Source organism: Microbacterium sp. ET2 (genome assembly GCF_030347395.1).
GTDB classification, from domain to species: Bacteria; Actinomycetota; Actinomycetes; order Actinomycetales; family Microbacteriaceae; genus Microbacterium; species Microbacterium albipurpureum.
In genome coordinates this window covers 994,234-1,018,429 of the sequence record NZ_CP128170.1, presented here as the reverse complement: position 1 = coordinate 1,018,429, position 24,196 = coordinate 994,234, and the positions used below count along the sequence as shown (strand labels likewise).

Here is a 24,196-nt window from a genome sequence, read left to right as displayed (position 1 = left end):
ACGGGTGGGGGTCGGACCGTGCTCGCGCGGTCCGACCCCCGCCGCACCCCTCGCACCGGAGGCACATCATGACCGTCACTCTCGCAACACCGGATCGCGAAAGCGTCACGCACAACAAGAAGGGACGCCGCCGCTCGGCCGCCGCACGACAGAACCTCATGGGGTGGCTCTTCGTCGGGCCGTTCGCCGTGGTCTTCCTCGCGCTGCTCGTTCTCCCGATCGGGTTCGCGTTCTACCTGAGCATGTTCCAGTCCTCGCTGATCGGCGGGGAGCGGTTCGTCCTCTTCGACAATTACATCAAGGCCTTCACCGACCCGTCCTTCCTCAGCGGATCGTGGTTCGTCATCAGCTTCTCGCTGGTGCTGATCCCGCTGCAGATGGCGGTCTCGCTGGCGGTGGCGTTGATGCTCGACATCATGACGACGCGGTTCGCCCGCTTCTCGCGTCTGATGATCTTCATGCCCTACGCCATCCCCACCGTGATCGGTGCGCTGATGTGGGGGTTCCTCTACAGCAGCAACTTCGGTCCGCTCGCGGAGATCTTCGGAATTTTCGGTGCGTCGGCCCCGAACTTCCTCAGCAGCAACCTGATCTTCTACGGCCTGCTCAACATCGTGACCTGGCAGTGGGCCGGCTACTACATGATCATCCTCTACGCGGCGCTGCAGGGGATCGACCCGACGCTGTACGAGGCTGCCCGTATCGACGGGGCGTCCCAGTGGCAGATCGTCCTGCGCATCAAGATCCCCCTCATCGCGCCGGCGCTCCTGCTCATCCTGGTCTTCGCCCTCATCGGCACGCTGCAGTTCTTCAATGAGCCGAAGATCCTGCAGCAGTTGGCGGCCGGAGCCATCCCCAATGACTTCACGCCGAACATGTACGCATACCAGCAGGCCTTCTCCCTGGCCAACGACAATTACGGCTCCGCGATCTCGTTCGCGCTGGGCGCCGTGGTCTTCATCTGCGTCTACATCTTCCTGTTCGCGACCCGCAAGCGAGGGAGCTTCATCTCATGAGCGTCACACCGGTCGAGCGTCCGAAGACGCGGCGCGCTTCGGGCAAGCTCGTCGAACGGCGATCCGATCCCCGACGCGTCGGCGGTCGCATCCCGCTCAACATCGTCCTCGCCCTCCTGATGATCTACTTCCTCATCCCGTTCTGGTGGCTGATCGTCAACAGTTCGAAGGATGCCGCGAGCCTGTTCGGCGGCGGAAGTGCGCTGTGGTTCGGCGACAACATCGACTACGTCCAGAACTTCACCGATCTGTTCACATACAGCGGCGGCATCTACGCCCGCTGGCTCGGCAACTCCGCCCTTTACGCCCTGGCGGGCGGCATCGGGGCGACGGTGCTCGCGGTGCTCGCCGGGTACGGCTTCGCGAAGTACAGTTTCGCGGGGCGCCGATTCGGCTTCGCCGTCATCCTGGGCGCGGTCATGGTGCCCACGACCGCGCTGGTCATCCCCACCTTCGTCCTGTTCGCCGAAGCCGGACTCACGAACACGATCTGGGCGGTGATCCTTCCGACCCTGCTGAACCCGTTCGGTGTGTATCTGATGTGCGTGTACGCGCGGGATGCCGTGCCCGACGAGCTGCTCGACGCCGCGCGCGTGGACGGCGCGGGGGAGTTCCGTACGTTCGCGACGGTCGCCCTGCCGCTGCTGCGGCCGGCGATGGTGACGGTGCTGCTGCTGTCGGTGGTCGCGTCGTGGAACAACTACTTCCTGCCGCTGGTCATGCTCTCGGATAACCGGCTGTTCCCCGTGACGGTCGGGATCGGTCTGTGGCAGTCCACGGCCTCGTCCTACGGCGCGGCCGGGGGCCAGACCCTGTGGAGCATCATCATCCTCGGCTCGCTCGTCTCGGTGATCCCGCTGATCATCGCGTTCCTGACCCTGCAGCGGTACTGGCGGGGCGGGCTCGCGATCGGAAGCCTCAAGTGATCCCCGGCACGCGCCGAACGTCCTGCTGAACCCGCGTCTTTCCGAAAGAGAAGTATGATCCGCGCACACCTCACCATCGACCCTCACTTCACCGTCGGCCCCGTCAATCGACGACTGTTCGGCTCTTTCGTCGAGCACCTCGGGCGGTGCGTCTACGACGGCATCTACGAGCCGGGTCATCCCTCGGCTGATGAGGAGGGTTTCCGCACCGACGTCATCGACCTGGTGCGAGAGCTCGGCGTGTCCACGATCCGCTACCCGGGGGGCAACTTCGTCTCGGGATACCGGTGGGAGGACGGTGTCGGCCCCCGCGCGGAGCGGCCCCGCCGTCTGGACCTGGCGTGGCACTCGACCGAGACGAACGAGATCGGTCTCGATGAGTTCGCATCGTGGATGAAGAAGGTCGACGGCGAGCTGATGTACGCGGTGAACCTCGGCACCCGCGGGGTGCTGGAGGCTCTCGACGTGCTCGAGTACGCCAACCACCGCTCCGGTACCCGGCTCTCCGACGAGCGCGCCGCCAACGGGCATCCCGAACCCCACGACATCCGCATGTGGTGTCTCGGGAACGAGATGGACGGTCCGTGGCAGCTCGGCTACAGCACGGCGGAGAACTACGCGCAGCTCGCGGCGACGACCGCGCGCGCGATGCGTCAGGTCGACCCCGACCTCGAGCTCGTGGTCTGCGGCAGCTCGGGTGCTGGGATGCCGACGTTCGGCGAGTGGGAGCGCGTGGTCCTGGAGCACACGTACGACAATGTCGACTACATCTCCTGCCACGCGTACTACGAGCCCGAGGGGGACGACGTGGCGAGCTTCCTGGCGTCGGGCGTCGACATGGACCGCTTCATCGAGGCGGTCGTCGCCACCGCCGACCACGTCAAAGCGATCCAGCGCAGCGAGAAGACGATCAACATCTCCTTCGACGAGTGGAACGTCTGGTATCAGTCGCGCTACAACGAGGTCGACAAGATCACGGATGTCGCGGACTGGCCGGTCGCACCGAGACTGCTCGAAGACCGGTACACCGTGCTCGACGCCGTCGTCTTCGGAAGTCTCATGATCTCGCTCATCCGGCACGCCGACCGGGTGACGTCGGCCAGTCTCGCTCAGCTGGTGAACGTCATCGCGCCGATCATGACCGAACCCGGCGGTCCGGCATGGCGGCAGACGACGTTCTATCCTTTCTCGCTGACCTCGCAGCTCGCGCGCGGCGTCGCCCTCGAGCTCAAGCTCGACAGCCCGACCTACGAGACGGCGAAGTTCGGCGAGGTGCCGATCGTCGACGCCGTCGCGACGATCGATCCTGACAGGGGCGCGATCACGGTGTTCGCCGTCAACCGCAGTCTGACGGACGAGGTCACTCTCGACCTCGATTCCACGGCGCTCGGAGGTGCCGTGTCATCCGCGACGGCGACATCGATCTTCGACGACGACATCCACGCTGCGAACACGCGCGAGCAGCCCGACCGGGTGACGCCGAAGACCAACTCCTCGGTGAAGGTCGCCGACGGCGCCATCTCCGTCACTCTGCCGCCCTGCTCCTGGACGGTCCTCACGGCTGAGTGAACATCGTCGGATGAGCGCGGAGTCGGCGACGGGGGCGGCATGGCGGGGAGCCAGCGTGTCACGCTGAGGGAGATCGCGGCTGAGGCCGGGGTTTCGATGACCACGATCTCCAAGGTGCTCAACGGCGCGGCGGACGTCTCGACGGATACACGGAAGCGCGTAGAAGAGCACCTGCGAGCGCGGGGTTACCGCCGCCGGCGCAGCCACCGGCGATCGGAGTACATCGAGATCGTTCTGCAGGATTTCGAGGGCGAGTGGGTTCTCGCAGTGATCGAGGGTGTCCGCGAGGCCGCCGCCGAGGTCGGGCTCGCGATCTCGCTTTCGATGAGCGGCGATCCGCGGGAGCCGGACGAGAAATGGGTGGGGTCGGTTCTGCGTCGCGCGCCGGCGGGGCTCATCCTCCTCCTCTCCTCCATCGCGGCGGACGCCCAGAGGCGACTGCGCACCGCAGGCATTCCTTTCGTCCTCGTCGATCCGGCCGGCGACCCCGCTCCGGGAATGCCATCCGTCGGTGTGTCGAACTGGGCCGGGGGTGTCGAGGCGACACGTCACCTCATCGACCTCGGACATCGCAGGATCGCCGTCATCGCCGGCTCCTCGAGAATGATGCGATCCCTCGCCCGCGTCGACGGCTACCGCTCGGCGATGCTCGCCGCCGGCCTCCATCTCGACGACTCCCTCGTCCGCTTCGACGATGACGACAGTCTCGGCGGCGAGCACAGTGCCCGGTTGCTCCTCGAGTCAGCCGAACCGCCGACCGCGATCTTCGCGGCGAATGATCTGCAGGCGCTGGGTGCCCTCCGTGCAGCCGCCCTGCTCGGCGTCGACGTGCCCGAAGACCTCTCCATCATCGGCTTCGACGATCTGACAGCGGCGGCGAATGCACGCCCGAACCTCACGACGATCCACCAGCCCGTTCGCGAGATGGCTGAAGAGGCGACGCGTCTGGTGCTCCGTCTGGCCGATGGTCACCCTCCCGAGGTCACCCGTTCGGAGCTCGCGACGACACTCGTCGTCCGCGCAACCACCGCCCCGCCTTCTCGACGGCCCAGCGCGTTCGCTCACGGCGAACGCAGGGGTACTTAGCACTCGCCACTCCTGAGTGCTAATCTCGATGTACTTGAGTCAAGAAGACTCAAGTTAGGGATTTCGTCCAGTGAAGGAGACCGAACATGGCAACGTATGACCCGTTCCGTGACCTCGACCGTCTCGCGACGAGCTTCTTCGACGCACGTCGCGGCCCGCGCCGTATGCCGATGGACCTCTATCGCGATGGCGACCACTACGTGCTGACCGCCGACCTGCCCGGCATCGACCCCGGCTCGGTCGACATCGACGTGGACGGTCAGCTGCTGACCATCCGCGCGGAGCGCACCCTCAGCGCCGGTGACGGCGTGAAGTGGATCACGCGCGAGCGCGAGGCCGCCAGCTTCGTACGCCAGTTGAACCTCGGCCAGGGCATCGACACAGAGCGCATCTCGGCGAGCTACAGCAACGGCGTGCTCAGCGTCACCATCCCAGTGAGCGAGAAGGCCAAGCCGCGCAAGATCGAGGTCGCCACCGAGAACGGCGCGCAGGTTCTGCAGGCGCACGAGAGCGCGTCCGCCTCGAGTGCGGCAGATCACCCGCAGCCTGTCGAGCAGTAGGCCGCTTCCGTCGACGGAGCACCTCGCGACGCCCCCGTCGGGTCCTCACCCGACGGGGGTGTCGTGCATCCGGAGCTTGGTGGTCAGCTCGCGCAGCTGCGCGAGCTCGGCCTCGCTCAGCGCCGACATCCGCTCGGCGATGTGAGCGGCATGCACCCGTGCCACGTCGCGGAATGCGCGGGCGCCGGCCTCCGTCGCCCGGACGAGCGATCCACGCCCATCATCGGGGTCCGGGCACTTGGTGACGTAACCCCGGGCGACCATCCGATCGACCAGGCGCGAGACCGAGGGCTGACTCACCAGCATCAGCCGGGTGATGTCGCGCAGTCGCGCGGTCATATCAGGTGCCCGGGTCACCGTCAGCAGCACGTCGTACTCGCCCTGCTGCAGCGGCGCGTCGCTGAAATCGCGGCCCAGGTCGGCGAAGAGCTCATGCTGCGCACGAAAAAGGCTTTCCCACGCCTCGACGGCCAGGCGACGATCGTTCACGGCAACAGGGTATCCGGTGGCGGCGACGCCGCCATCTAGGCTGAGCGCATGCCGCGAACGCGTCGGATCGCCGCCCGTCTGCTGGCGGCCCTGGTCGGGGCCGCCGTTCTCACCGGTCTCGCGGTCTCCTCACCCGCATCCGGGACGAGCGATGCGGTCGTCGCGTCAGGGAATCTCGACGACTTCGTCTTCGAGAGCATGGACGCCGAGTACACCCTCGGCCGTGAGGATGACGACACCAGCACCCTGCGCGTCGTCGAGACGTTCGTGGCGGTCTTCCCAGAAGACCAGAACCGCGGGATCCGTCGTGACATCCCGGCCGAGTACAACGGCCAGCCGACCTTCCCCGACCTGATCTCGGTCACCGATGAGGCGGGCGACCCGCGGCCGAGCGAGGTCGAGACCGATGGTGACTGGATGACCGTCACCTCTCGTGCCGACGGCTTCCTCTCGGGGCGCCAGACGTTCGTCTTCACCTACACGCTCCGAAACGTCACCGACGTCTTCGCCGACACCAGCGACGAGTTCTACTGGGACGTCAACGGCAACGGATGGCGCCAGCCCTTCGGCGAGGTCACGGCCACGCTGGTGGTGCCGGCCGAGCTGGCCGGCGCGCTCACCGGTGCGCAGGCGTGCTACGTCGGCGGGTTCGGCGCCGAGACCACGTGTCCGATCGAGGTGGCCGACAGCGGGGAAGGCGCCGTGGTCACCGCCGGCGCTCAGGATCTCGCGCCGACCGAGACGCTCACGATCGCTGTGGGATTCGAAACGGGCACCTTCGCCCGATTCGATGACTCGTATCTCGCGTCGGGGTGGGGGTGGGCGCAGGGAGCGGCCGGCATCGCCGGTCTCGGCATGCTCGGTGCGGCGATCGTGGTCAACCGCCGGTCGCTGCGCGGCGCCCCGGGGCGACCGACGATCATCGCGGAGTTCACACCGCCTCCCGGCATCGACGCCCTCGAGAGCGCGCTGCTTCTCGGCAAGACGGCGAAGGCGATCCCGGCCGAGGTGCTCGAACAGGCGGTGGTCGGCAGCATCCGGATCCTCGAAGGCGAGAAGCGCTGGTTCGGCGGTGCCAAGCTGCAGGCGGAACTGGTCGACGCCAGCCGAGCCGACCGCGATGGACGGATGCTGCTGGAAGGCCTCTTCGACGATGACCTCCGACCCGGCGAGATCTACGAGTTCGGCGGCAATGACACCCATTTCTCCCGCACGGCCCAGAAGATCCTCGCCGCGGGGCGGAAGGAGCTGAAGAGCAGGGGTCTGTACCGCACCGTCCCGGCGCGGGTGAGGGCGTGGCCGATCGTCGTGTCTCTGCTGATCGGAGTGCTGATCGTCCTGTTCGGCGTGTTCGCCCTGGCCGGATCGGTCGACCCCCTCCTGCCGATCCTCCCGATCGTGCTCGGCTCGGGGCTCACGGTCGCCACGATCGCCATCGTGTCGACGCAGCCGCTCAGCGCGACGGGTGCCGAGGTGCGCGACCACCTGGCCGGCCTGAAGATCTTCATCGAGTGGGCGGAGGCCGATCGGATCCGCATGCTGCAGACGCCGACCGGTGCCGAACGACGCCCGGTCGATACCGGCGACCCGCGTGAGATGCTCCACCTCTATGAACGCCTGCTCCCGTACGCGGTGGTCTTCGGCCAGGAGAAGGAGTGGGCCCAGCACCTCGCGATCTACTACGGCGACGACACCCCCGGCTGGTACGTCGGCACAACGGGGTTCAACGCCGCGGCGTTCTCGGTGGGGATCAGCAGCCTGTCCGCCACGGCGGCGTCGTCGTCGAGCTCCGGTGGGTCGAGCGGGGGCGGCTCCGCCGGCGGCGGCGGGGGCGGAGGGGGAGGCGGCGGCGTCTGACCCTTCGCAGCGGGGCCTACCCGATCGCGCGACAAAGCGGAACCCCTCCCTCTTCTCATCCGGGGCGGGCACGGTGGAGTCATGGTCGTCATCGGATTCCACGCCTCGCACGAACAGATTCCGCCGAGCGCGCTGCTGCGCGATGTCCAGAAAGCCGAAGCCGCAGGCTTCGACGCCGCCATGTGCTCCGACCATCTGTCGCCGTGGGGGGTCCGGCAGGCCGAGTCGGGGTATGCCTGGTCGTGGCTGGCTGCCGCCCTCGCGACCACGCGACTGTCTTTCGGCGTGGTGACCGCGCCCGGGCAGCGCTACCACCCGGTGGTGCACGCGCAGGCGATCGCGACACTGGGTGAGATGTTCCCCGGCCGGTTCTGGGCGGCGCTCGGCAGCGGGGAGGCGATGAACGAGCACGTCACCGGTGACCCGTGGCCGGAGAAGGATGTCCGCAACGCCCGCCTCCTCGAGAGCGCCACCGTGATGCGGCGCCTGCTCGCAGGAGACGAGGTGACGCACGACGGCCTCATCCGGGTCGATCGTGCGCGGGTGTGGTCCAGGCCCGAGGTGCCGCCTCCCTTCTTCGCGGCGGCGGTGAGCACGGAGACCGCCCGGTGGGCGGGGTCGTGGGCCGACGGCTTCGCGACGGTCGCCCAGGCGCCAGAGGTGCTGCGCGACGTCATCGACGCGTACCGCGAGGGCGGCGGAGCAGGGCCCCTCGTCCTGCAGGTGCACGTGAGCTTCGCCGCGACCGACGCCGAGGCCATCGCACTGGCGAAGGACCAGTGGCCGAACGGTCTGGTGTCACCACCCGAGGCGTGGGACTTCGAGCAGCCGGAAGACTTCGATCGCGCCGTCGGGGAGCCCGATGAGGCGGAGCTCCGAAAGGCGGTGCTCGTCGATCATGACCCCGCGGCACTCGCCGAGCGGATCGCCGAGCTCGTCGACATCGGCTTCGACCGCGTCTACCTCCATCACGTCGGGCGTGACCAGGTCGATTTCCTCGCTGCGTCCGAGCGCGGCATCCTTCCTCGACTCCGGGAGCTCGTATGAGGATCACCGACACCAGCGACCTGTGGTGGAAGAGCGCAGTCATCTACTGCCTCGATGTGGAGACGTACTTCGACTCCGACGGCGACGGGATCGGCGATCTGCAGGGACTTGCGGCGCGGATCGACTACCTCGCGCAGCTCGGTGTGACCTGTCTGTGGTTGATGCCGATCTACCCGACTCCCGATCTGGACGACGGCTACGACGTCGCCGACTTCTACGGGATCGATCCGCGGCTGGGGTCGTTCGGCGACTTCGTCGAGGTCGTGCGCACCGCGCGTGACCGCGGCATGAGGGTCATCCTCGACCTCGTCGTCAACCACACCTCCGATCGCCACCCCTGGTTCCTCGCGGCGAAGCGGAGCAAGAACTCGCCGTTCCGGGACTTCTACATCTGGCGAAGCGATCCTCCGCCCGAAGGGCAGAAGAACCCCGTCTTCCCAGGCGAGGCCGATGGCATCTGGAACTACGAGGAGAAGACCGAGGAGTGGTACCTCCACAGCTTCTACCCCCACCAGCCCGACCTGAACATCGCCAACCCGAAGGTGCGCGACGAGATCGCGAAGACCGTGGGTTTCTGGCTGCAGCTCGGAGTGTCGGGCTTCCGGGTCGACGCCGTGCCGTCGCTGCTCGAGATCCCCGAGATGGCGGACCCGCATCAGTACCTCCGGGACGTGCGACAGTTCCTGCAGCGGCGGTCGAGCGAGGCGATACTCCTGGGCGAGGTCAACCTGCCGTACGACGAGCAGGTCGTGTACTTCGGCGGGGAGGACGGCGACGAGCTCACCATGCAGTTCGATTTCGTCGCCATGCAGCGCCTCTACCTGTCGCTGGTGCGCCACGATCCTGCGCCTCTCATCGAGGCGCTGCAGTCGCGGCCCGACCTTCCGGTCGAAGCGCAGTTCGCCAACTTCGTGCGGAACCACGACGAGCTGACCCTCGATCAGCTGAGCGAGGACGAGCGACAGGAGGTCTTCGAGGCGCTTGCGCCGGACGAGAGCCAGCGGATCTACGGACGCGGCATCGTTCGGCGGCTGCCGACGATGCTCGGCGGTGATCCCCGTCGCATCCGCATGGCCTACAGCCTGCTGTTCACCCTTCCCGGAACCCCGGTGCTCTTCTACGGGGAGGAGATCGGCATGGGCGAGAACGCCGAGGACAAGAGCCGCGAGGCGGTGCGGACCCCGATGCAGTGGTCGGGGGAGCGGAACGGAGGATTCTCGGATGCCGCGCCCTCGCGTCTTCCTGCGGCTGTGCCGGGTGACGGGTACGCGCCGACGCACGTGAACGTCGCCGATCAGATCGAAGACCGCGATTCGCTGCTGCACTTCGTTCGTGGACTCATCGCGCGCTACCGCATCTCGCCGGAGCTCGGCTGGGGTTCGCTCGAGGTGATCGAGCACGACGTGCCGGCGGTCATGGTTCACAGACTCGCGGCCGATGTCGGGGCGATGGTGGCCGTGCACAACTTCGCCGATGTGCCCGCGACGATCTCCTTCGCCCTGCCGGGTGAGCCGGAGGGGACCCAGCTGGTCGATCTGCTGGCAGCGGACCGGATCCCGTTGGACGAGAAGGGGCGCATCGAGATGGAGGTCGCGCCGTACGGCTTCCGCTGGCTGCGCGTCTCGCGGCCGGGCGATGGACGGGTCTCCTGAGGAGATCCCGGGAACGAAGCGACGCGATCGAGATCCGCGGGGGCGCGCGGCTAGCGTGGCGTGGTGAGAACCGCACGCCGGCGCCGGTCGCGGCTGATCTGGACGGTCGTCGCCCTCCTCATCGCCGGGGCGGCGGTGGCGCTGCCCCACGTCGACGTCCTCGCCGGGGGGTTTATCCCGGTCGCGCAGGCGCTCGTCCCCGTGGGCGCTGTCGCTCTCGTCGTCCTCGCTGTGGTTCCGCTGTTCTTCCGGGCCTCGGCGGCAGCCGTCATCCTCGTCATCGGCGGTGTGCTGGCGGGACTTCCCGCCCTCACTCCGCTGCGCACCGGATCGGACTGCGCGGCGGACTCCACGGTGACGGTCATCGCATTCAACGCGAAGTTCGCCGGCGCCGACCCGGCCCGGCTCGCCGCGCGCATCGCTGAGGCCGACGCCGACATCGTCGCCCTCGTCGAGACGGACGAAGCGCACATCGCCGCCGTCCTGAACGAGCGCGGACTCGCCGAGGCGCTGCCGCATCGCACCCGTGAGACGAGTGAGGGTGGGGTGAGGGGCAGCGTCATCCTGTCGGCGTTCCCGCTCCACGATGAACAGGACATCTCGGGGAGCGTCTTCGATCAGGTCACGGCGGTCGCGACGCTGCCCGGCGGCGAAGAGGTCCAGGTGGCTGCGGTGCATCCACCGCCTCCGGTGGGTCAGCCGGTCGACTGGCGGACGGCGATCGGCGATCTGGACCGCTGGATTCGTGACACACCGGATGAGCTGCTCATCGTCGCCGGGGACCTGAACGCGTCGTATGCCCACCCCGGGTTCCGGCAGCTCGCGTCACCGCTGCGGAGCGCGGCCGAGGCGGCCGGACCGATTCCGTGGCCGACGTGGCCGCAGGAGAGGCCCGTGCCGGCATTCACGGCGATCGATCACGTGCTCGCGCGCGGCGCGGTGCCGACCGGGTGGGCCAGCTTCTCCATCCCGGGGTCCGACCACCGAGGCGTGATCGGAAGCTGGGGGATCTGCTCGTCGTGAACCGGCGCAAGTAAGGGCCGGTCGGAGAGGCTCCCGACCGGCCCTTGTCCCTTGCACCAAGAGTGTCCTGCAATCACATGTCGGTAGCTGCCACAGCAAAACAACTACCGTGCGAGCACTCTATAACGGGAAGGTAACGGAAGGGAAGGGCTCGCCGTTACCTTTTCGTGATTCTCAGGCGATGCATAACGTGCACGCGGACCGGGACAGAGTAAGGGCCGGTCGGTGAGGCTCCCGACCGGCCCTTGTCCCTTGCACCAAGAGTGTCCTGCAATCACATGTCGGTAGCTGCCACAGCAAAACAACTACCGTGCGAGCACTCTATAACGGAGAGGTAACGGAAGGGAAGGGCTCGCCGTTACCTTTTTGTGACCGATCAACGCACGGCTCTAGGACAGCACGTCTTTGGTCGCGAACCGCGCCACCGCCGCGGCCCCGAACACCACGACGTATCCGGCCTGCAAGAGCGCGTTGGCGGCGAACGAATCCCAAACGATGGGTGAGCGCAACAGGTCGCCGAAGTCCAGCCATCGGTCGGTGAAGAGCCAGGGGTGCAGTGCGTCGAGCTGGGGGATCGCGCCGACGATCTGTGCAGCGACAGCGAGAATCGCCGTCGCGGCCATCGCGCCGATCGGCACCGTGGTCAGCGTCGAGAGGAAAAGGCCGATCGCCGACAGCCCGATGAGCGATATCGATACGTACACGCCGATCGCGAGGAGTCGCCACAGCCCCTCGCCGATCGACACCTGGGCCCCCGACAGGAGCGTGACCGGCCCGATCGGGAAGAGGACCGCGCCGACGATCGACCCGACGGCCACCACGGTGAGGGTGGCGGCGGCGCAGAACACGGCGGCGCTGAGGTACTTGACCAGGAGCAGGCGCATGCGGCCGGCCGGTGCGATCAGGAGATAGCGCAGCGTCCCGTGGCTCGCCTCGCCGGCGAGAGCGTCCCCCGCCGTGACGCTGACGGTCAGCGGGAGGAAGAGCGGGATGGCCACGGTGAGGGCGGCGAGCCCGACGAACAGCCCATTGCCGGTGATCTGATCCAGGAATGCGGGGCCACGGCCTGGATCCGAGCCGCCGAAGAACCGGATGGCGACGCCGAGGAGGAGGGGGATGAGCGCCAGCGCTCCGAGCATGGCCCAGGTCCGCCACCGCCGGAACTGGATCGACAGCTCATTGCCGAGCAGCTGCAGTGTGCCCCACCTTCCGGGGGTCGACGACCAGCCGAACGTGGACTCACGCGACGACATCGAAGCCCTCTCCGGTGAGCTCCACGAAGCGCTGCTCGAGGCTTTCCGTCAGGATGGCGAATCCCCGCACGCGGACGCCGGCTCCGACCAGAGCCGCCACGATCGCTTCGGGTGAGGCTGTTTCCGGCAGCAGCCCGGTTGCGGTGTCACGTTCGGATGCCGCATCCGGAGCATCCGTCTCGACGCCGAGAGAGGTGAGCACGGTCCGAGCGGATTCGAGGTCGGGGGTACGCACCTGCACCCGCGTCCGCGCACCCGAGCGCCGGAAGTCATCGAGCGTGCCCTGGGCGACGAGGCGACCACCGCTCATCACGCCGACGTGCGTGCACAGCTGCTCCACTTCGGCGAGCAGGTGGCTGGAAACGAAGACGGTCGTGCCGTCGGCGGCGAACGAGCGGATCAGCGCCCGCACTTCGCGGGTCCCCTGCGGGTCGAGACCGTTCGTCGGTTCATCCAGCACGAGCAGGTCACGGGGCATGAGGAGGGCGCTCGCAAGGCCCAAGCGCTGCTTCATGCCGAGCGAATACGCGTGGGCCTTCTTCGTCGCCGCGTGCGACAGTCCGACTCGGTCGAGCGCGGTCGCGACGCGCTGCCGCCGCGTGCGCCAAGGCGAGTGCCGATCGGCTGCGTCGAAGCGACGGAGATTCTGCTCACCCGTGAGGAAAGGCGAGAACGCGGGGCCCTCGACAAGGGCGCCCACCCGCGGCAGGACGCTGTCGAGTGAGCGCGGCATCGCTTCTCCCAGCACCGTCACCTGACCGCCGCTCGGGCGGATGAGCCCCAGCAGCATCCGGATCGTCGTCGTCTTCCCCGACCCGTTCGGCCCGAGGAAGCCGAAGACCGAGCCGCGAGGAACGGTCACATCGACTCCGTCGACCGCGACCTGGGAGCCGAAGCGCTTGGTGAGACCGCGGGTCTCGATGGCCGGCTCTGCGGCTCGGATCTCGTCAGGACGGACTGTCACCGGCGCGTGTCAGAGTCCGGCGATGTCGACCAGGCGCTGCGTCGGCACGGCGCCGACGAGGATGCGCCCGTCATCGGCGATTATCACGCTCACCAGCGAGGTCTGCAGCACCCGGCCGCCCTCCACGACGGTGGTGACGCTGTCGAGCATCGCCTGCTGCTCGGCATCGGGCCCCGGGTTGGGCAGTTCGACGACGGCCGACCAGCCTTCACCGATGACGCGCGGAGCCGTTGCATCCTCCGTCGGCGGGCCATCCCCCTCGCCCTTGGCGGGGAGGGGCACGTCCTTCTCGGTGACCGCGATGTCGGCGCCGGGTTCCAAGGCGAAGACGCTCGCGTCGGGAGCCGAGAAATCCACCTGCGTGAAGGCGATGCGGAAGGCGGGCTCGGTGGCGCCCCGCGCGCTGACGGATGCCGCCAGGGCGACGCCGGTCTCGCCATCGATGGCGAACCGCACGTCGTCGACCAGAGTGTCGTCGGTGCGCGGGGTCAGGATGAGCTCGTACACCTCACGTCCGGCGACCCGCGCGTCGGTGCCCACGGTCACCTCCGTGCTGTCGTCGAGGCGTGCGAGGGCCTCTTCGAGCATGCCGTCGGGGGTCGGCAGGGAGTCGCCGGCTTCGGTCGGTGCGATGTCCTCTCCGTAGGCATCCCGAAGATCCTCTTCGCCCGGCAGCACCAGCTTCGTCGCCGACTGGCTCTCACTGTCGACGTACCAGACCTCGTCGGCCGCGCCGTCGACGTAGACATTGCGCTCGCCGAGTTGATCGAGCACCTGCAGGCGTGCGCTGTCGCCGTCGAGATAGACCTTCGCGGTGTGCGAGCCCGTGACGAGCGAGATCAGGTCGTCGAGCTGTGCTGATGATGCACCGCGGGAGCCTCCCGTCGATCCGGTGAGGGCGCCGAGATCGGGCAGACCGAGCTCCGACCGCTGCTCGATCGTGCCGCTGAGCGCCTCGACGTCGCTCTCCCCCGCGAAGGCGATGAGCTCTTGCGGGGTCTTGTCCGGAAGATCGACGGCGCCATTGGCGGCCATCGGCACCGCGATCGCGGCACTCGCGAGCAGCGGCACGGCGGCGACAGAGGTCCAGATCACGGGACGAACGCGTGCACGCGGGCCGGGGTTCATGCGACCAGGCTACGCCGGTCGCGGTATCCCGACCCGGGTCACGGCGAACCCTCAGGATGCCGCGCGTCGCGCAGCGGCGAGACCACGACCACGAGCGCCGCGGCGGCGAAGATGACGGCGGCCACGCCGATCGTGGCCTGGTATCCGAGCCAGGTCATCAGGATGCCGGCGACGAGCGCTCCGACGAAGAAGACGACGCGGTTCATCGTGCGGATCGTCGAGTTCATCCGTCCCTGGATGCCGTCAGGGGCGACGGCCTGACGATAGGAGATGTCGTTCGCGTCTTCGAGTCCCATGCCGAGGCCGTAGAGAAGCTGGACGGCACCGACGACGACGAGCACGGGGCCGGTGCCGCTGGCGGCGGTCAGCGGTGCCAGGGCGAGGACGAGCCAGGGGATGGCGACGAGCGTGCGTCCGAGGAAGATGGCGCGGCCCGCACCCAGGCGTGCCCCGACGCGCGGTGCGATCAGAGCACCGGCGAAGCCGCCGACCCCTCCTGCGGCGAGGGCGATGCCGAACGCCCAGGAGGGAAGCCCGAGCTCGCGCAGGACGTAGACCGCGAGCACGGTGGTGACGATGCTGTTGGCGAGGAACCACATGTGAATCGAGATCGCGAGCGGGCGCAGCGTGCGATGCCGGTAGGTGTAGCGCGTGCCGTCGACGATGTCGTGGCCGACGTGTCGTCCCCGGGGGCGGGGGGTGCTGCGTGGCTCGGTGATCGCGATGCGGGATTGCAGCAGCGCGGCGATCGCGTTGATGATCGCCTCGACGGTGAACAGGATGGTCGGTCCGACGAGGTTCAGGAGCAGGCCGCCGAGGGCCGGGCCTGCCGTTCCCGCGACGGTCTCGCTCTGCGCGAGGCGGGCGTTGGCGTGAACGAGAGAGCGGCGCGGAACGATCCGGGGGAGGAGCGGCTGGGCGGCGGAATCGGCGAACAGCGTCAGCACTCCGAGGGCGAGAGTCACCGCCGCGAGGGACCAGAAGTCGAGCGCGTCGGTGAGAAGCAGAACGGCGACGACCGCGAACGCGATGACCCGTCCGATGCTGGTGAGGACGAGGGTGCGCTGTCTCCGCCATCGATCCATGAGCGCACCCACGATGAGGCCCAGGAAGAGATAGGGAACGACGCTGAGGGCGCTGAGGATGCTGATCTGTGCCGGTGTCGCCTCGAGGAGGGTGACGATGATGACTTGGAACGCGACGGTCGCCATCGCGCCGCCGACCGCCCGGAGGGTGGACGCGCTCCAGAAGTAGGCGAAGGGTCGGAGCCGCAGGATCTCGCCGTCCCGACCGGCTCCGTCGCGCATCCCCACAGACTAGGCGGTGCCCCCGAATGTCATCCTTTCGGGGGACGCGGAGCGGGGGCGCCCTCTTCTAGCCTGGTTCGCATGACTGACGTCCTGGGCTGGGGAACCGTCGTGCTCGTGCTGGGCATTCCCGTCATCTTCGTCGCCGTGGGCGTCGCCTCGCTCCGGCGTCGCGACGAATCCGACGGCTCCGCTCCGTCCTCCGGTGGCCTCCTCGGCCTCGACGAACTCTTCCACCCGGCGGCTCACGATGCCCGGTTGGCGTGGGAGACCGAGCAGCAGATCCCGATTCCCGCCCCCACTCCCGACAGGGGGCCGGGCGTCATCGCCGACGCGAAGACGATCGTGATCGAAGTCGGCGACTGAATCATCGCTTTCGGATGTCCGACCCGGGTACTACCGTCCCTTGCATGGCGATCGACGAACGCACGCTGGCCTGGATGCTCGACACCGACCCCGCTCTGCGGTGGCAGGTGGAGAAGGATGTCGCGCACGCGCCGCCCGAGATCTGGCAGGGCACTCGGGCGCGCGTGCCTCGCGAGGGGTGGGGTGCGCTCCTGCTGTCGAAGCAGGACTCCGACGGGCAGTGGGCGGGCGGTGCGTACTTCCCCGCGGGGTACTTCGACAGCGAGGAGGCGCAGCAGCCGGGTCAGCCCTGGAATGCCACGACGTGGACCCTGAAGGACCTGCGCGACTTCGGCGTGCCCGCCGAGGCGCTCGGCGACACGGCGGAGAAGCTCGCGCAGAACAGTCGCTGGGAGTACGACGACCTGCCCTACTGGGGCGGCGAAGTGGATGTGTGCATCAACTCCTTCACCCTTGCCAACGGGGCCTGGCTGGGCGTGGACATGTCCGGACTCGCGGAGTGGTTCCGTGAGCACCGCCTGGCCGACGGCGGATGGAACTGCGAGGCCGAGGAGGGCGATTCGGTGCGGTCGTCGTTCCACTCCACACTGAACGCTTTGCGCGGCCTCCTCGCCTATCAACGGCTGACCGGCGACGGCACGCTCACCGAGGTGCGCCGTACCGGCGAGGAGTACCTCCTTTCTAGGAAGCTCCTGTACCGTGCGTCGACCGGTGAGCCGGTCGCGCCTTTCGCCACCCACTTCCTCTATCCGAACCGTCACGTCTACAGTGCCCTCGCGGCGCTCGACTACTTCCGCGATGCCGCGGAGTACGACGGCCTCCCGCCTGACGAACGCCTCGCCGAGGCCATCGAGGTCGTCCGCGACCAGCGCCAGCCGGACGGCACGTGGATCCAGTCACGCCGTCTGCCCGGAAGGGTGTGGTTCCACATGGATGTGCCGGAGGGTGAGCCGTCTCCGTGGCTGACGTTGATCGGCACCCGGGTGCTGGAATGGTGGGACGCGGCGCACGAGGTCGACGTCGCGTGAGGAGGGCTGACCTCGACGGTCAGCTCTTCCCGCCGGCCCGAACCGTCCCGGTCTCATAGGCCACGACGACCGCTTGAACGCGATCGCGGACTCCCAGCTTGGCGAGCAGGCGCGTGACGTGGGCCTTCACCGTCGCCTCGCTGAGGAAGAGCTCACGTCCGATCTCCATGTTCGACAGGCCACGCGCGATCAAGAGCCAGATCTCCGTCTCACGCGGCGTGAGGTCGGTCGGCCCGGGCACCGGTTGCGCCGGCGACGACAGGTATCTTTCGATCAATCGTCGCGTGACGGTGGGAGCAAGCAGTGCTTCCCCTGTGGCGACGGTCCGAACGGCGTCGACGAGGCGGTCCGGGGGTGCGTCCTTCAGCAGGAACCCCGACGCCCCCGCCTGCAGCGCGCGGTAGACGTACTCGTCCAGGTCGAAGGTGGTGAGGACGAGAACACGGGGCGGATCGGGCGTCTCGGTCAATGCGGCCGTTGCCTCGATGCCGTCCATTCCCGGCATTCGGATGTCCATCAGCACAACATCGGGCTCGATGCGCTGCGCCACCGCCACTGCTTCCTCGCCTGTGCCGGCCTCACCGACCACCTCGAGCTCGGCGGCTTCGAGCAGCGCGATGATCCCTGACCGCACCAACGCGTGGTCGTCGGCGACCATGATGCGGGGCGACCTGACCGCTGCGAACGATGTCTCTCTCATTCCACATCCCCGAAAGGGAGCGTCGCGTGCACGCGCCATCCGCCATCGGCCGTGGAGCCCGCGTCGAACCGCCCACCGTAGAGCCGTACCCGCTCGCGCATGCCGGCGAGACCGTTTCTGCTGCCTGCAGTGACGCCGGTCGATGACCGGCTCGTCGCCGGTCCATTGACCACCGTGACCTCGGCGGAGCGATCCGAGCAGTCGACCGATACGTCGATCGCGGAGCCCGCAGCGTGGCGGCGCGCGTTGGTCAGCGCCTCCTGTACAAGGCGGTAGACAGTCAGCGCGATGCCGTCTGACAACTCGTCGCCGTGTTCGGACGTGCGGATCCGCAGTCGGCAGGGATGACCTGCTGCTTCGGTTTCGGATATCAGGTCCGGCACCTTCGATAGGCCCGGCTGCGGCTCGTAGGAGGGCTCGTCCTCGCGCAGCACCTCGAGGAGGTGCCGCATCTCGTCCAGCGCGCTCTGCGCGGTGCGCCGCGTGTGGTCCAGGTGCACACGCGCCCGAGCCGAGTCACGGTCGACGAACCGCTCCGCTGCGGCGGCTTGCAGGGCCACGATCGAAAGGGAGTGCGCGACGATGTCGTGCAGTTCCCGGGCGATCCGCCGCCGTTCGGATGCTGCTGCGTCAGCCGCCCGCTGAGCGGCACCGGCAGCGGAGTTCTGTGCGGACAGGGACCGCAACCGTACGATCCGCCCCGCCGCCCAGGTGGCGCCGACGAAGAAGATGAGAAAGAGGGTGCCCGCCAACTCGATACCTGGCGAACCGAAGTAGCCCAGCTCTTCTGCTCCGAGCATGGCGGCGATCGGCACGAGTCCGAGAAGGGCGGCGAGCGACCAGCGGTCGATGCGCTCGGCGACGGTGAAGGTGGCCACGAGAAGGCTCGGGAATGGGTTGAACGTCGCATCTGCCCCAGCGGTTGCGGCGTGCAGGACGAAGGCTGCCGCGACGACGAGCAGCACTGCCCCCGAGAACCGCCGCCGAACGATGAGTGGCGCCGAGATCGCCACCGCGAAAGCCAGCTGCGCGAGCGGCGAGTTCGATGGCACGAGGAGTGCCTCGAGGATGGCCCACACTCCGATGCCTCCGGCGATCGCAAGATCGAGAGGCGTCGTCCACCGGCGCCACCCCGCCGCCTGGGGCGGGCTGTGGTCGGGCGCTGATGTCACGGCTCGATCGTAGGGGCCCGGTGTGCGCAACCGACAGCGACGAAAGTCGCTATTCAGCGTCGACCGGGGTGGACGTCGTGAGCGACGAGCGGCGGATGCCGGCGCCACCGCCGCCACCGTAGCTTCGCAGTCGTCACCTCGGCGTCGGGGTGACGCCGATACGACTCGAAAGGCCCGACCATGGCTACCTCCACCAACTCTCCCGTCGCCGCTGCGGCGGTGACCGTTCCCGCTCCTCGCGGCGGGCGTCTCATCAGCGCCGTCAGTGCTCGATTCGCCGGGGCGGCGGCGATCGTCGCCGGGGGGCTCTCGCTCGTCACCGGCGTCCTGCAGATCGTCTTCCCGCAGGACGAGACTCCCGAGATCGATCCGCGCACCCGGATCATCCTGCTCATGTTCACGGTGTCGCTGTGGGCGCTCGCTGTGCTGTTCCTCGGACTCGCGCGCTACGCCCGGTCGAGCTGGGGCGCCTTCGTCGCGGCGGCGGGTACGGTGCTCCTCACCACGGGCACGGTCACGAGCGCCGTCAACGGCGTCGACCTCGCCTTCTTCCCGATCGTCGCCATGGCGGCCAATGCCCTGTGGCTCGTCGGCGCCATCGGTCTGACGGCGACCCTCGCACGTGCGCGCCGTGTCAGCCTGTGGCTCGTGCTGCCGCTTCCGTTCATACAGTTGACCCTGGTCTTCTTCAGCCAGATGGGCGGCGGGGTGTTGAGCGGGGCATTCCTGATCATCCTCGGAGCGGTGCTCGTGACGGGTCGCATCCAGTCACGCGTCGCGGCGCGTCTGCGCAAAGGCTGAGATTCCGCATCGATCGGGGGCCGTCCGGCGAATACCGGGCGGCTCCACCGCCGGGCGGCCCTCAGGTTCGCAGCGGCGAGCCCACCACGTCGAACCGGAAGCCCCCGAATGCGCCGGAGAGAAGCGGACGCGCCTCGGCGATCTGCGACTGCACCTCCGGCAGGGCGAGCGAGGCGCGGTGCGCTTCGGCGCTCTGCCACAGCTCCATCACGAAAACCGTGTCCGGTTCGCTGTCATCGGTGCCCACCTCGTAAGCCAGACACCCGACGGCGGTGAGAACGGTGCTCGGCCGGGTCAGCAGCGCGATCAGCTCGTCACGCTTTCCGGGCAGCGCGCCCAGTGTTCCCACATTCACGAAGGTCATGACGTGCACCATACCCGCGACCACCCCCACGGGTCAGGCTGGTGTGCGAAGGGTCTCGAGGGCCATGTCGATGAACGACATGTCCTCGCGCGCCAGAACCACGGTGCAGACGACCTGGGGATCCACCCGGACCCCCGTCCCGATGACGAAGGGGTCGGTGTCGACCGTGATGCCATCGACCTCGCGTCCGTCCACCCGCACCGTGCCGGGGACGACACCTGATGGGCGCACCTGCCATGACCGATCCCTGGTCGGACCCGCCGGGAGCCCGAGCTCCTCGCGGAACCGGTTGCGCAGCACGTGATTCATGTGGTGGACCAGCTGCGTTTCGAGTGATGCGTGAGGAGCAGACGGGTCGGCATGCCATGTGGTGCGGACCGCCTCCGAGACCATGGGGTAGCGGAAGAGCTGCGCCTGTTCGATCAACCAGGCCGGGCGTCCCCAGGGCGGTTCTTCGTCGATGGCACGACGTGTCGCAGCATCCAGCTCCACCTCGTTGCGGGGGTCCGAGCGATCGTCGGGATAACGCCAGAGCGTGTATGAGAACGACACCGTCTGATGAGCGAGCCCGCCCGTCCCCGTCGACTCGGCGAAACCGGTGATCGGCATGCGCGCCAGGGTGGGCTGGGGGACGAGCTGCAGGACGGGGAATGCAATGCTCCGCAGTCGCTCCTCGGAGGCGACGCTCGGATCGGGGGCATCCATGGGGACCACGCCACGGAACTCCATCGGTCTATGGTCCCTCTGGATGGCGCGACACGCCAGAACCCCCCACCCGGCCCGAGTCAGCCCGCCGCCACCGCCCTCCGGATGAGCCCGCGGATCTTCTTCTCGGCCGCGTCGGTCATCTCCAGCAGGGCGAACGACACGGCCCACATCTCCCCGTCGTCGATCGCGGCATCCTCGGCGAAGTTCACGGTGCCGTACCGGGTGTCGAACTTCGAGGCAGGCTGGTAGAAGAGGATGTTCTTGCCGTCCTGGGCGTAGGTCGGGAATCCGTACCACGTCTTGGGGTCGAGAGCGGGTGCCTCTTCGCTGACCATCACGTGCAGGCGCTCGGCGATGGCGCGATCACGGTCGGGCAGCTCTGCGATGGCGGTGAGACAGGCCTCGAGCTCCTTCGCCTTCTTCGCCGCGCCCTTCACCCCCTTCATCGATCGCAGCTCCTCGGCGCGCTGCTGCATCGCCGCGCGCTCGCTGTCGCTGAATCCGGATTTCGTCTCGGACTTCTCCGGTGCCATCTCAGGCATCCCCTTTCTGCTGCAGGCGGATCAGATTGCCCGCCGGGTCGCGGAACGCCGCATCGCGGACGCCGTAGTCCTGCTCTATCGGCTCTTGGACGATGTCGGCGCCTGCCGCTTCGATGCGCTCGAAGGCCGCATCGAGGTCATCGGTGGCCAGATTGACCCCGAAGTAGCTCCCCTTGGCGATGAGGCCGAGCAGCATGTCGCGCTCGTCGTCGGAGACGTCGTTCCCGACGGCCGGCGGGTGGAGCACGATCGCGGTGTCGGGCTGGCCCACCGGTCCGACCGTGATCCAGCGCATGTCCTCGTAGCCGACGTCCAGTCTGACCTCGAAGCCGAGCACATCGCGATAGAAGATCAGGGATGCCTCGGGGTCGGTGTGCGGCAGGAAGCTCGAGTCAATCGTGATGTCCATGGCTTCACGCTAGAGCGCGCGTGGGTGGCGCGCTTCTCGAATCCTGATCGGTCTGGTCACCTGCCGGGCGATGCACGGCAGCATCCCGGGCCGGAAGGGCGCACCGCGCTCGCGGTAGACGCTCGGAGGAACTCCGACGAGCTCGGTGAAGCGGGTGCTGAAGGTGCCGAGCGACTGGCATCCCACCTCGAAGCAGACCTCGGTCACCGTGAGATCGCCGCGGCGCAGGAGGGTCATCGCCCGTTCGATGCGCCGCGTCATCAGGTAGGCGTAGGGCGTCTCGCCGTAGGCGAGCAGGAATTGGCGGCTGAGATGCCCTGCAGACATGTGCACGCCTCGCGCGAGGGAGGCGAGATCGAGTGGCTGTGGGTATTCGCGGTCCATGCGGTCTCGCACCTGCCGCATGAGCACGAGCGTCTCGAGGTCGGGTCGCTTCCCCACGCGCCGATCATCCCATCGCGCGCCCGCGTCGCGCCTACGCTGGCGTAAGACCCGATGAAGGAGACGCTGAGATGAGCGCGAATCCCACGCCGAACCACTCCGTCCTCGACGACCGTCCCTGGCTTGGCGCCTACGCCGAGGGCGTGCCGGCCGAGATCGAACCGGTCGCCGAGACGCTCGTCGACCTCCTCGACGGAGCGGTGTCGCGGTACGGGAAGAAGGTGGCGCTGGAATTCTTCGGAGCCGAGACCCGGTACGACGAACTGGGTGAGCAGGTCTCGCGGGCGGCGAACGCCCTCCGCAAGCTCGGCGTTCGCGCGGGCGACCGGGTCGCGCTCGTGCTTCCCAACTGCCCGCAGCACGTCGTGGCTTTCTACGCCGCCCTCCGTGTCGGTGCCATCGTGGTCGAGCACAACCCCCTCTACACGGCCCGGGAGCTCCGTCACCAGTTCGAAGTGCACGAGGCAGTCGTTGCGATCGTGTGGGACAAGGTCGCCGATGTCGTCGCAGACTTCCCGCGCGACATCGCGCCGGCGGCGATCGTGGCGGTGCGCATGCCCGACGCCCTGCCGTTCGGCAAGCGCCTCGCGCTCCGCCTTCCGGTGCGGGCGGCGCGCGCGTCGCGGGACGCGATGACCTCGACGCCGAAGGCGAAGGGCATCCTGTCGTGGTCGCAGCTGGTGAAGGCCCGTCGGCTGTCGAAGTCGTACCCGCGCCCCTCGCTGGATGACATCGCGCTGCTGCAGCTGACGAGCGGGACCACCGGCACCCCGAAGGCGGCCATCCTCTCGCACCGGAACCTCCGCTCCAACGCCGCCCAGGGGCGTGCCTGGGTGCCGGGTCTCGCCGAGGGAGCCGAGACCTTCTACGCCGTGCTGCCGATGTTCCACGCGTACGGACTCACCCTCTGCCTCACCTTCGCGATCTCGATCGGTGCGCGTATCGTGCTGTTCCCGAAGTTCGACGTCGGCCTCGTCGTCGCCGCGGCCAAGACCTCGCCGCCCACCTTCCTTCCCGGGGTACCGCCGATCTACGACGCCCTCGCGCGGGCCACCTCGCGCAAGAACGTCGATCTCACCAGCATCCGCTTCGCCATCTCGGGGGCGATGAGCCTTCCGGTACCGACGGTGACGCGATGGGAGGAGGCGACGGGAGGCCTTCTCGTCGAGGGTTACGGCATGACCGAGACCTCGCCGGTCGCCCTCGGAAACCCGATCGGACCCTCGCGTCGCCCGGGCACAGTCGGGGTGCCCTTCCCCAGCACCGAGATCCGCGTGGTCGACCCGGACGATCCCACCGTCGATCGCCCGATCGGCCAGGCGGGTGAGCTGCTGGTGCGCGGGCCGCAGGTCTTCCAGGGATACTGGCACCGGCCAGACGAGACCGCGGCGGTGCTGCTCGAGGACGGGTGGCTTCGCACGGGCGACATCGTCACCGTCTCACCCGACGGCTTCGTCACCGTCATCGACCGGGTCAAGGAGCTCATCATCACGGGCGGTTTCAACGTGAGCCCGAGTGAGATCGAGGGGGTGCTGATGATGCATCCGGATGTCGTGGGCGCCGCCGTCGTCGGCATGCCGCGCGCCGCCGGCGGCGAAGACGTGGTCGCCGCTGTCGTACTGAAGGACGGCGCGGTCTTCGACGCCGGATCTCTGCGAGACTTCTGCCGGTCGCACGTCACCGCGTACAAGGTGCCCAAGCGCATCGTCGACGTCGAGGACCTGCCTCGGTCTCAGATCGGCAAGGTGCTGCGCCGCGCGGTTCGCGAGGAGCTGCTCGCCCGCTGAG

The 24,196-nt window shown here is 68.2% G+C and carries 25 protein-coding genes; 13 read left to right on the top strand and 12 right to left on the bottom strand.

The window, feature by feature from the left end:
* The first annotated feature begins 68 nt into the window (after positions 1 to 68).
* The 5 genes from QSU92_RS05010 to QSU92_RS04990 all read left to right on the top strand — a co-directional run bounded on the left by QSU92_RS05010 (position 69) and on the right by QSU92_RS04990 (position 5,157).
* A complete protein-coding gene (locus QSU92_RS05010) occupies positions 69 to 1,016 on the top strand; it encodes a carbohydrate ABC transporter permease (protein ID WP_289265082.1) in 948 nt (315 codons plus the stop codon).
* Positions 1,013 to 1,942 (top strand): carbohydrate ABC transporter permease, encoded by a 930-nt coding sequence (locus QSU92_RS05005; protein WP_289265081.1) that lies wholly within the window; start codon positions 1,013 to 1,015, stop codon positions 1,940 to 1,942. Before QSU92_RS05010 ends, QSU92_RS05005 begins: the two co-directional genes overlap by 4 nt.
* Before the next feature lie 54 nt (positions 1,943 to 1,996).
* Positions 1,997 to 3,511, top strand: a complete 1,515-nt coding sequence (arfA, locus tag QSU92_RS05000) for an arabinosylfuranosidase ArfA (RefSeq protein ID WP_289265080.1) — start codon at positions 1,997 to 1,999, stop codon at positions 3,509 to 3,511.
* 96 nt (positions 3,512 to 3,607) lie between these two features.
* Positions 3,608 to 4,597 carry a substrate-binding domain-containing protein gene (locus QSU92_RS04995; RefSeq protein ID WP_289265079.1) on the top strand — a complete coding sequence of 330 codons (990 nt, stop codon included), beginning with the start codon at positions 3,608 to 3,610 and terminating at the stop codon, positions 4,595 to 4,597.
* An 86-nt stretch (positions 4,598 to 4,683) separates the two neighbouring features.
* Entirely contained in the window at positions 4,684 to 5,157 is a 474-nt protein-coding gene (locus QSU92_RS04990; RefSeq protein WP_289265078.1) for an Hsp20/alpha crystallin family protein, read from the top strand.
* 45 nt (positions 5,158 to 5,202) lie between these two features.
* Here the strand turns inward: QSU92_RS04990 and QSU92_RS04985 are convergent, their stop codons facing one another.
* Complete coding sequence (locus tag QSU92_RS04985) at positions 5,203 to 5,646, bottom strand: MarR family winged helix-turn-helix transcriptional regulator (RefSeq protein ID WP_289265077.1); 444 nt, start codon at positions 5,644 to 5,646, stop codon at positions 5,203 to 5,205.
* A 48-nt stretch (positions 5,647 to 5,694) separates the two neighbouring features.
* Here QSU92_RS04985 and QSU92_RS04980 point away from each other — a divergent pair, with 48 nt between their 5' ends.
* The 4 genes from QSU92_RS04980 (at position 5,695) to QSU92_RS04965 (ending at position 11,225) form a co-directional block, all read left to right on the top strand.
* A complete protein-coding gene (locus QSU92_RS04980; protein WP_289265076.1) occupies positions 5,695 to 7,503 on the top strand; it encodes a DUF2207 domain-containing protein in 1,809 nt (602 codons plus the stop codon).
* A gap of 81 nt (positions 7,504 to 7,584) precedes the next feature.
* Positions 7,585 to 8,550: a TIGR03885 family FMN-dependent LLM class oxidoreductase gene (locus QSU92_RS04975; protein ID WP_289265075.1), complete on the top strand. Its 966-nt coding sequence runs from the start codon at positions 7,585 to 7,587 to the stop codon at positions 8,548 to 8,550.
* On the top strand, positions 8,547 to 10,202 hold the full coding sequence (locus QSU92_RS04970; protein WP_289265074.1) for an alpha-amylase family protein: 1,656 nt from the start codon (positions 8,547 to 8,549) through the stop codon (positions 10,200 to 10,202). Before QSU92_RS04975 ends, QSU92_RS04970 begins: the two co-directional genes overlap by 4 nt.
* Positions 10,203 to 10,265: 63 nt before the next feature.
* A complete protein-coding gene (locus QSU92_RS04965; protein WP_289265073.1) occupies positions 10,266 to 11,225 on the top strand; it encodes an endonuclease/exonuclease/phosphatase family protein in 960 nt (319 codons plus the stop codon).
* 389 nt (positions 11,226 to 11,614) lie between these two features.
* Here QSU92_RS04965 and QSU92_RS04960 read toward each other — a convergent pair whose 3' ends face one another.
* Genes QSU92_RS04960 through QSU92_RS04945 form a run of 4 tightly spaced genes read right to left on the bottom strand, consistent with a single transcriptional unit; the run spans position 11,615 to position 15,877 of the window.
* Complete coding sequence (locus QSU92_RS04960) at positions 11,615 to 12,478, bottom strand: ABC transporter permease (protein ID WP_422880414.1); 864 nt, start codon at positions 12,476 to 12,478, stop codon at positions 11,615 to 11,617.
* On the bottom strand, positions 12,465 to 13,442 hold the full coding sequence (locus QSU92_RS04955) for an ABC transporter ATP-binding protein (protein ID WP_289265072.1): 978 nt from the start codon (positions 13,440 to 13,442) through the stop codon (positions 12,465 to 12,467). The genes QSU92_RS04960 and QSU92_RS04955 overlap by 14 nt, the downstream gene beginning before the upstream one ends.
* A gap of 9 nt (positions 13,443 to 13,451) precedes the next feature.
* Positions 13,452 to 14,570, bottom strand: a complete 1,119-nt coding sequence (locus tag QSU92_RS04950) for a LolA family protein (RefSeq protein WP_289265071.1) — start codon at positions 14,568 to 14,570, stop codon at positions 13,452 to 13,454.
* A gap of 38 nt (positions 14,571 to 14,608) precedes the next feature.
* The gene (locus QSU92_RS04945) at positions 14,609 to 15,877 is read right to left on the bottom strand and encodes an MFS transporter (protein ID WP_289265070.1); all 1,269 of its coding nucleotides are present in this window, start codon (positions 15,875 to 15,877) and stop codon (positions 14,609 to 14,611) included.
* 81 nt (positions 15,878 to 15,958) lie between these two features.
* On the opposite strand from QSU92_RS04945, the gene QSU92_RS04940 reads away from it, so the two are divergent.
* Both QSU92_RS04940 and QSU92_RS04935 read left to right on the top strand, forming a co-directional pair.
* Positions 15,959 to 16,243, top strand: coding sequence for a hypothetical protein (locus tag QSU92_RS04940; RefSeq protein WP_289265069.1), 285 nt, complete (start codon positions 15,959 to 15,961; stop codon positions 16,241 to 16,243).
* A gap of 44 nt (positions 16,244 to 16,287) precedes the next feature.
* Positions 16,288 to 17,271 (top strand): squalene cyclase, encoded by a 984-nt coding sequence (locus QSU92_RS04935; RefSeq protein ID WP_289265068.1) that lies wholly within the window; start codon positions 16,288 to 16,290, stop codon positions 17,269 to 17,271.
* A 19-nt stretch (positions 17,272 to 17,290) separates the two neighbouring features.
* On the opposite strand, the gene QSU92_RS04930 is transcribed toward QSU92_RS04935, so the two are convergent.
* Both QSU92_RS04930 and QSU92_RS04925 read right to left on the bottom strand, forming a co-directional pair.
* Positions 17,291 to 17,971, bottom strand: coding sequence for a response regulator (locus QSU92_RS04930; protein ID WP_289265067.1), 681 nt, complete (start codon positions 17,969 to 17,971; stop codon positions 17,291 to 17,293).
* The gene (locus tag QSU92_RS04925) at positions 17,968 to 19,143 is read right to left on the bottom strand and encodes a sensor histidine kinase (RefSeq protein WP_289265066.1); all 1,176 of its coding nucleotides are present in this window, start codon (positions 19,141 to 19,143) and stop codon (positions 17,968 to 17,970) included. The genes QSU92_RS04930 and QSU92_RS04925 overlap by 4 nt, the downstream gene beginning before the upstream one ends.
* 180 nt (positions 19,144 to 19,323) lie before the next feature.
* Here QSU92_RS04925 and QSU92_RS04920 point away from each other — a divergent pair, with 180 nt between their 5' ends.
* Positions 19,324 to 19,944, top strand: a complete 621-nt coding sequence (locus QSU92_RS04920) for a hypothetical protein (protein WP_289265065.1) — start codon at positions 19,324 to 19,326, stop codon at positions 19,942 to 19,944.
* Between the two features lie 61 nt (positions 19,945 to 20,005).
* On the opposite strand, the gene QSU92_RS04915 is transcribed toward QSU92_RS04920, so the two are convergent.
* Genes QSU92_RS04915 through QSU92_RS04895 form a run of 5 tightly spaced genes read right to left on the bottom strand, consistent with a single transcriptional unit; the run spans position 20,006 to position 22,372 of the window.
* A complete protein-coding gene (locus QSU92_RS04915) occupies positions 20,006 to 20,308 on the bottom strand; it encodes a putative quinol monooxygenase (RefSeq protein ID WP_289265064.1) in 303 nt (100 codons plus the stop codon).
* Between the two features lie 33 nt (positions 20,309 to 20,341).
* A complete protein-coding gene (locus QSU92_RS04910) occupies positions 20,342 to 21,037 on the bottom strand; it encodes a hypothetical protein (protein ID WP_289265063.1) in 696 nt (231 codons plus the stop codon).
* 56 nt (positions 21,038 to 21,093) lie between these two features.
* Positions 21,094 to 21,549 (bottom strand): iron chaperone, encoded by a 456-nt coding sequence (locus QSU92_RS04905; RefSeq protein ID WP_289265062.1) that lies wholly within the window; start codon positions 21,547 to 21,549, stop codon positions 21,094 to 21,096.
* A gap of 1 nt (position 21,550) precedes the next feature.
* Positions 21,551 to 21,967 carry a VOC family protein gene (locus QSU92_RS04900; RefSeq protein WP_289265061.1) on the bottom strand — a complete coding sequence of 139 codons (417 nt, stop codon included), beginning with the start codon at positions 21,965 to 21,967 and terminating at the stop codon, positions 21,551 to 21,553.
* Between the two features lie 9 nt (positions 21,968 to 21,976).
* Positions 21,977 to 22,372: a helix-turn-helix transcriptional regulator gene (locus QSU92_RS04895; RefSeq protein WP_289265822.1), complete on the bottom strand. Its 396-nt coding sequence runs from the start codon at positions 22,370 to 22,372 to the stop codon at positions 21,977 to 21,979.
* A 107-nt stretch (positions 22,373 to 22,479) separates the two neighbouring features.
* Between QSU92_RS04895 and QSU92_RS04890 the strand changes: the two genes are divergently transcribed.
* Positions 22,480 to 24,195 (top strand): long-chain-fatty-acid--CoA ligase, encoded by a 1,716-nt coding sequence (locus tag QSU92_RS04890; protein WP_289265060.1) that lies wholly within the window; start codon positions 22,480 to 22,482, stop codon positions 24,193 to 24,195.
* Position 24,196: the final 1 nt, after the last annotated feature.

What these genes read in the sequence shown, in the direction of transcription:
- QSU92_RS04905 (WP_289265062.1), bottom strand. Translation starts at nt 21,549, where the DNA reads ATGGCACCGGAGAAGTCCGAGACGAAATCCGGATTCAGCGACAGCGAG.
- QSU92_RS04900 (WP_289265061.1), bottom strand. Translation starts at nt 21,967, where the DNA reads ATGGACATCACGATTGACTCGAGCTTCCTGCCGCACACCGACCCCGAG.
- QSU92_RS04995 (WP_289265079.1), top strand. Translation starts at nt 3,608, where the DNA reads ATGACCACGATCTCCAAGGTGCTCAACGGCGCGGCGGACGTCTCGACG.
- QSU92_RS04980 (WP_289265076.1), top strand. Translation starts at nt 5,695, where the DNA reads ATGCCGCGAACGCGTCGGATCGCCGCCCGTCTGCTGGCGGCCCTGGTC.
- QSU92_RS04935 (WP_289265068.1), top strand. Translation starts at nt 16,288, where the DNA reads ATGGCGATCGACGAACGCACGCTGGCCTGGATGCTCGACACCGACCCC.
- QSU92_RS04945 (WP_289265070.1), bottom strand. Translation starts at nt 15,877, where the DNA reads ATGCGCGACGGAGCCGGTCGGGACGGCGAGATCCTGCGGCTCCGACCC.
- QSU92_RS04940 (WP_289265069.1), top strand. Translation starts at nt 15,959, where the DNA reads ATGACTGACGTCCTGGGCTGGGGAACCGTCGTGCTCGTGCTGGGCATT.
- arfA (WP_289265080.1), top strand. Translation starts at nt 1,997, where the DNA reads ATGATCCGCGCACACCTCACCATCGACCCTCACTTCACCGTCGGCCCC.
- QSU92_RS05010 (WP_289265082.1), top strand. Translation starts at nt 69, where the DNA reads ATGACCGTCACTCTCGCAACACCGGATCGCGAAAGCGTCACGCACAAC.
- QSU92_RS05005 (WP_289265081.1), top strand. Translation starts at nt 1,013, where the DNA reads ATGAGCGTCACACCGGTCGAGCGTCCGAAGACGCGGCGCGCTTCGGGC.
- QSU92_RS04915 (WP_289265064.1), bottom strand. Translation starts at nt 20,308, where the DNA reads ATGACCTTCGTGAATGTGGGAACACTGGGCGCGCTGCCCGGAAAGCGT.
- QSU92_RS04910 (WP_289265063.1), bottom strand. Translation starts at nt 21,037, where the DNA reads ATGGAGTTCCGTGGCGTGGTCCCCATGGATGCCCCCGATCCGAGCGTC.
- QSU92_RS04975 (WP_289265075.1), top strand. Translation starts at nt 7,585, where the DNA reads ATGGTCGTCATCGGATTCCACGCCTCGCACGAACAGATTCCGCCGAGC.
- QSU92_RS04895 (WP_289265822.1), bottom strand. Translation starts at nt 22,372, where the DNA reads ATGCGGCAGGTGCGAGACCGCATGGACCGCGAATACCCACAGCCACTC.
- QSU92_RS04990 (WP_289265078.1), top strand. Translation starts at nt 4,684, where the DNA reads ATGGCAACGTATGACCCGTTCCGTGACCTCGACCGTCTCGCGACGAGC.
- QSU92_RS04920 (WP_289265065.1), top strand. Translation starts at nt 19,324, where the DNA reads ATGGCTACCTCCACCAACTCTCCCGTCGCCGCTGCGGCGGTGACCGTT.
- QSU92_RS04890 (WP_289265060.1), top strand. Translation starts at nt 22,480, where the DNA reads ATGAGCGCGAATCCCACGCCGAACCACTCCGTCCTCGACGACCGTCCC.
- QSU92_RS04930 (WP_289265067.1), bottom strand. Translation starts at nt 17,971, where the DNA reads ATGAGAGAGACATCGTTCGCAGCGGTCAGGTCGCCCCGCATCATGGTC.
- QSU92_RS04970 (WP_289265074.1), top strand. Translation starts at nt 8,547, where the DNA reads ATGAGGATCACCGACACCAGCGACCTGTGGTGGAAGAGCGCAGTCATC.
- QSU92_RS04950 (WP_289265071.1), bottom strand. Translation starts at nt 14,570, where the DNA reads ATGAACCCCGGCCCGCGTGCACGCGTTCGTCCCGTGATCTGGACCTCT.
- QSU92_RS04960 (WP_422880414.1), bottom strand. Translation starts at nt 12,478, where the DNA reads ATGTCGTCGCGTGAGTCCACGTTCGGCTGGTCGTCGACCCCCGGAAGG.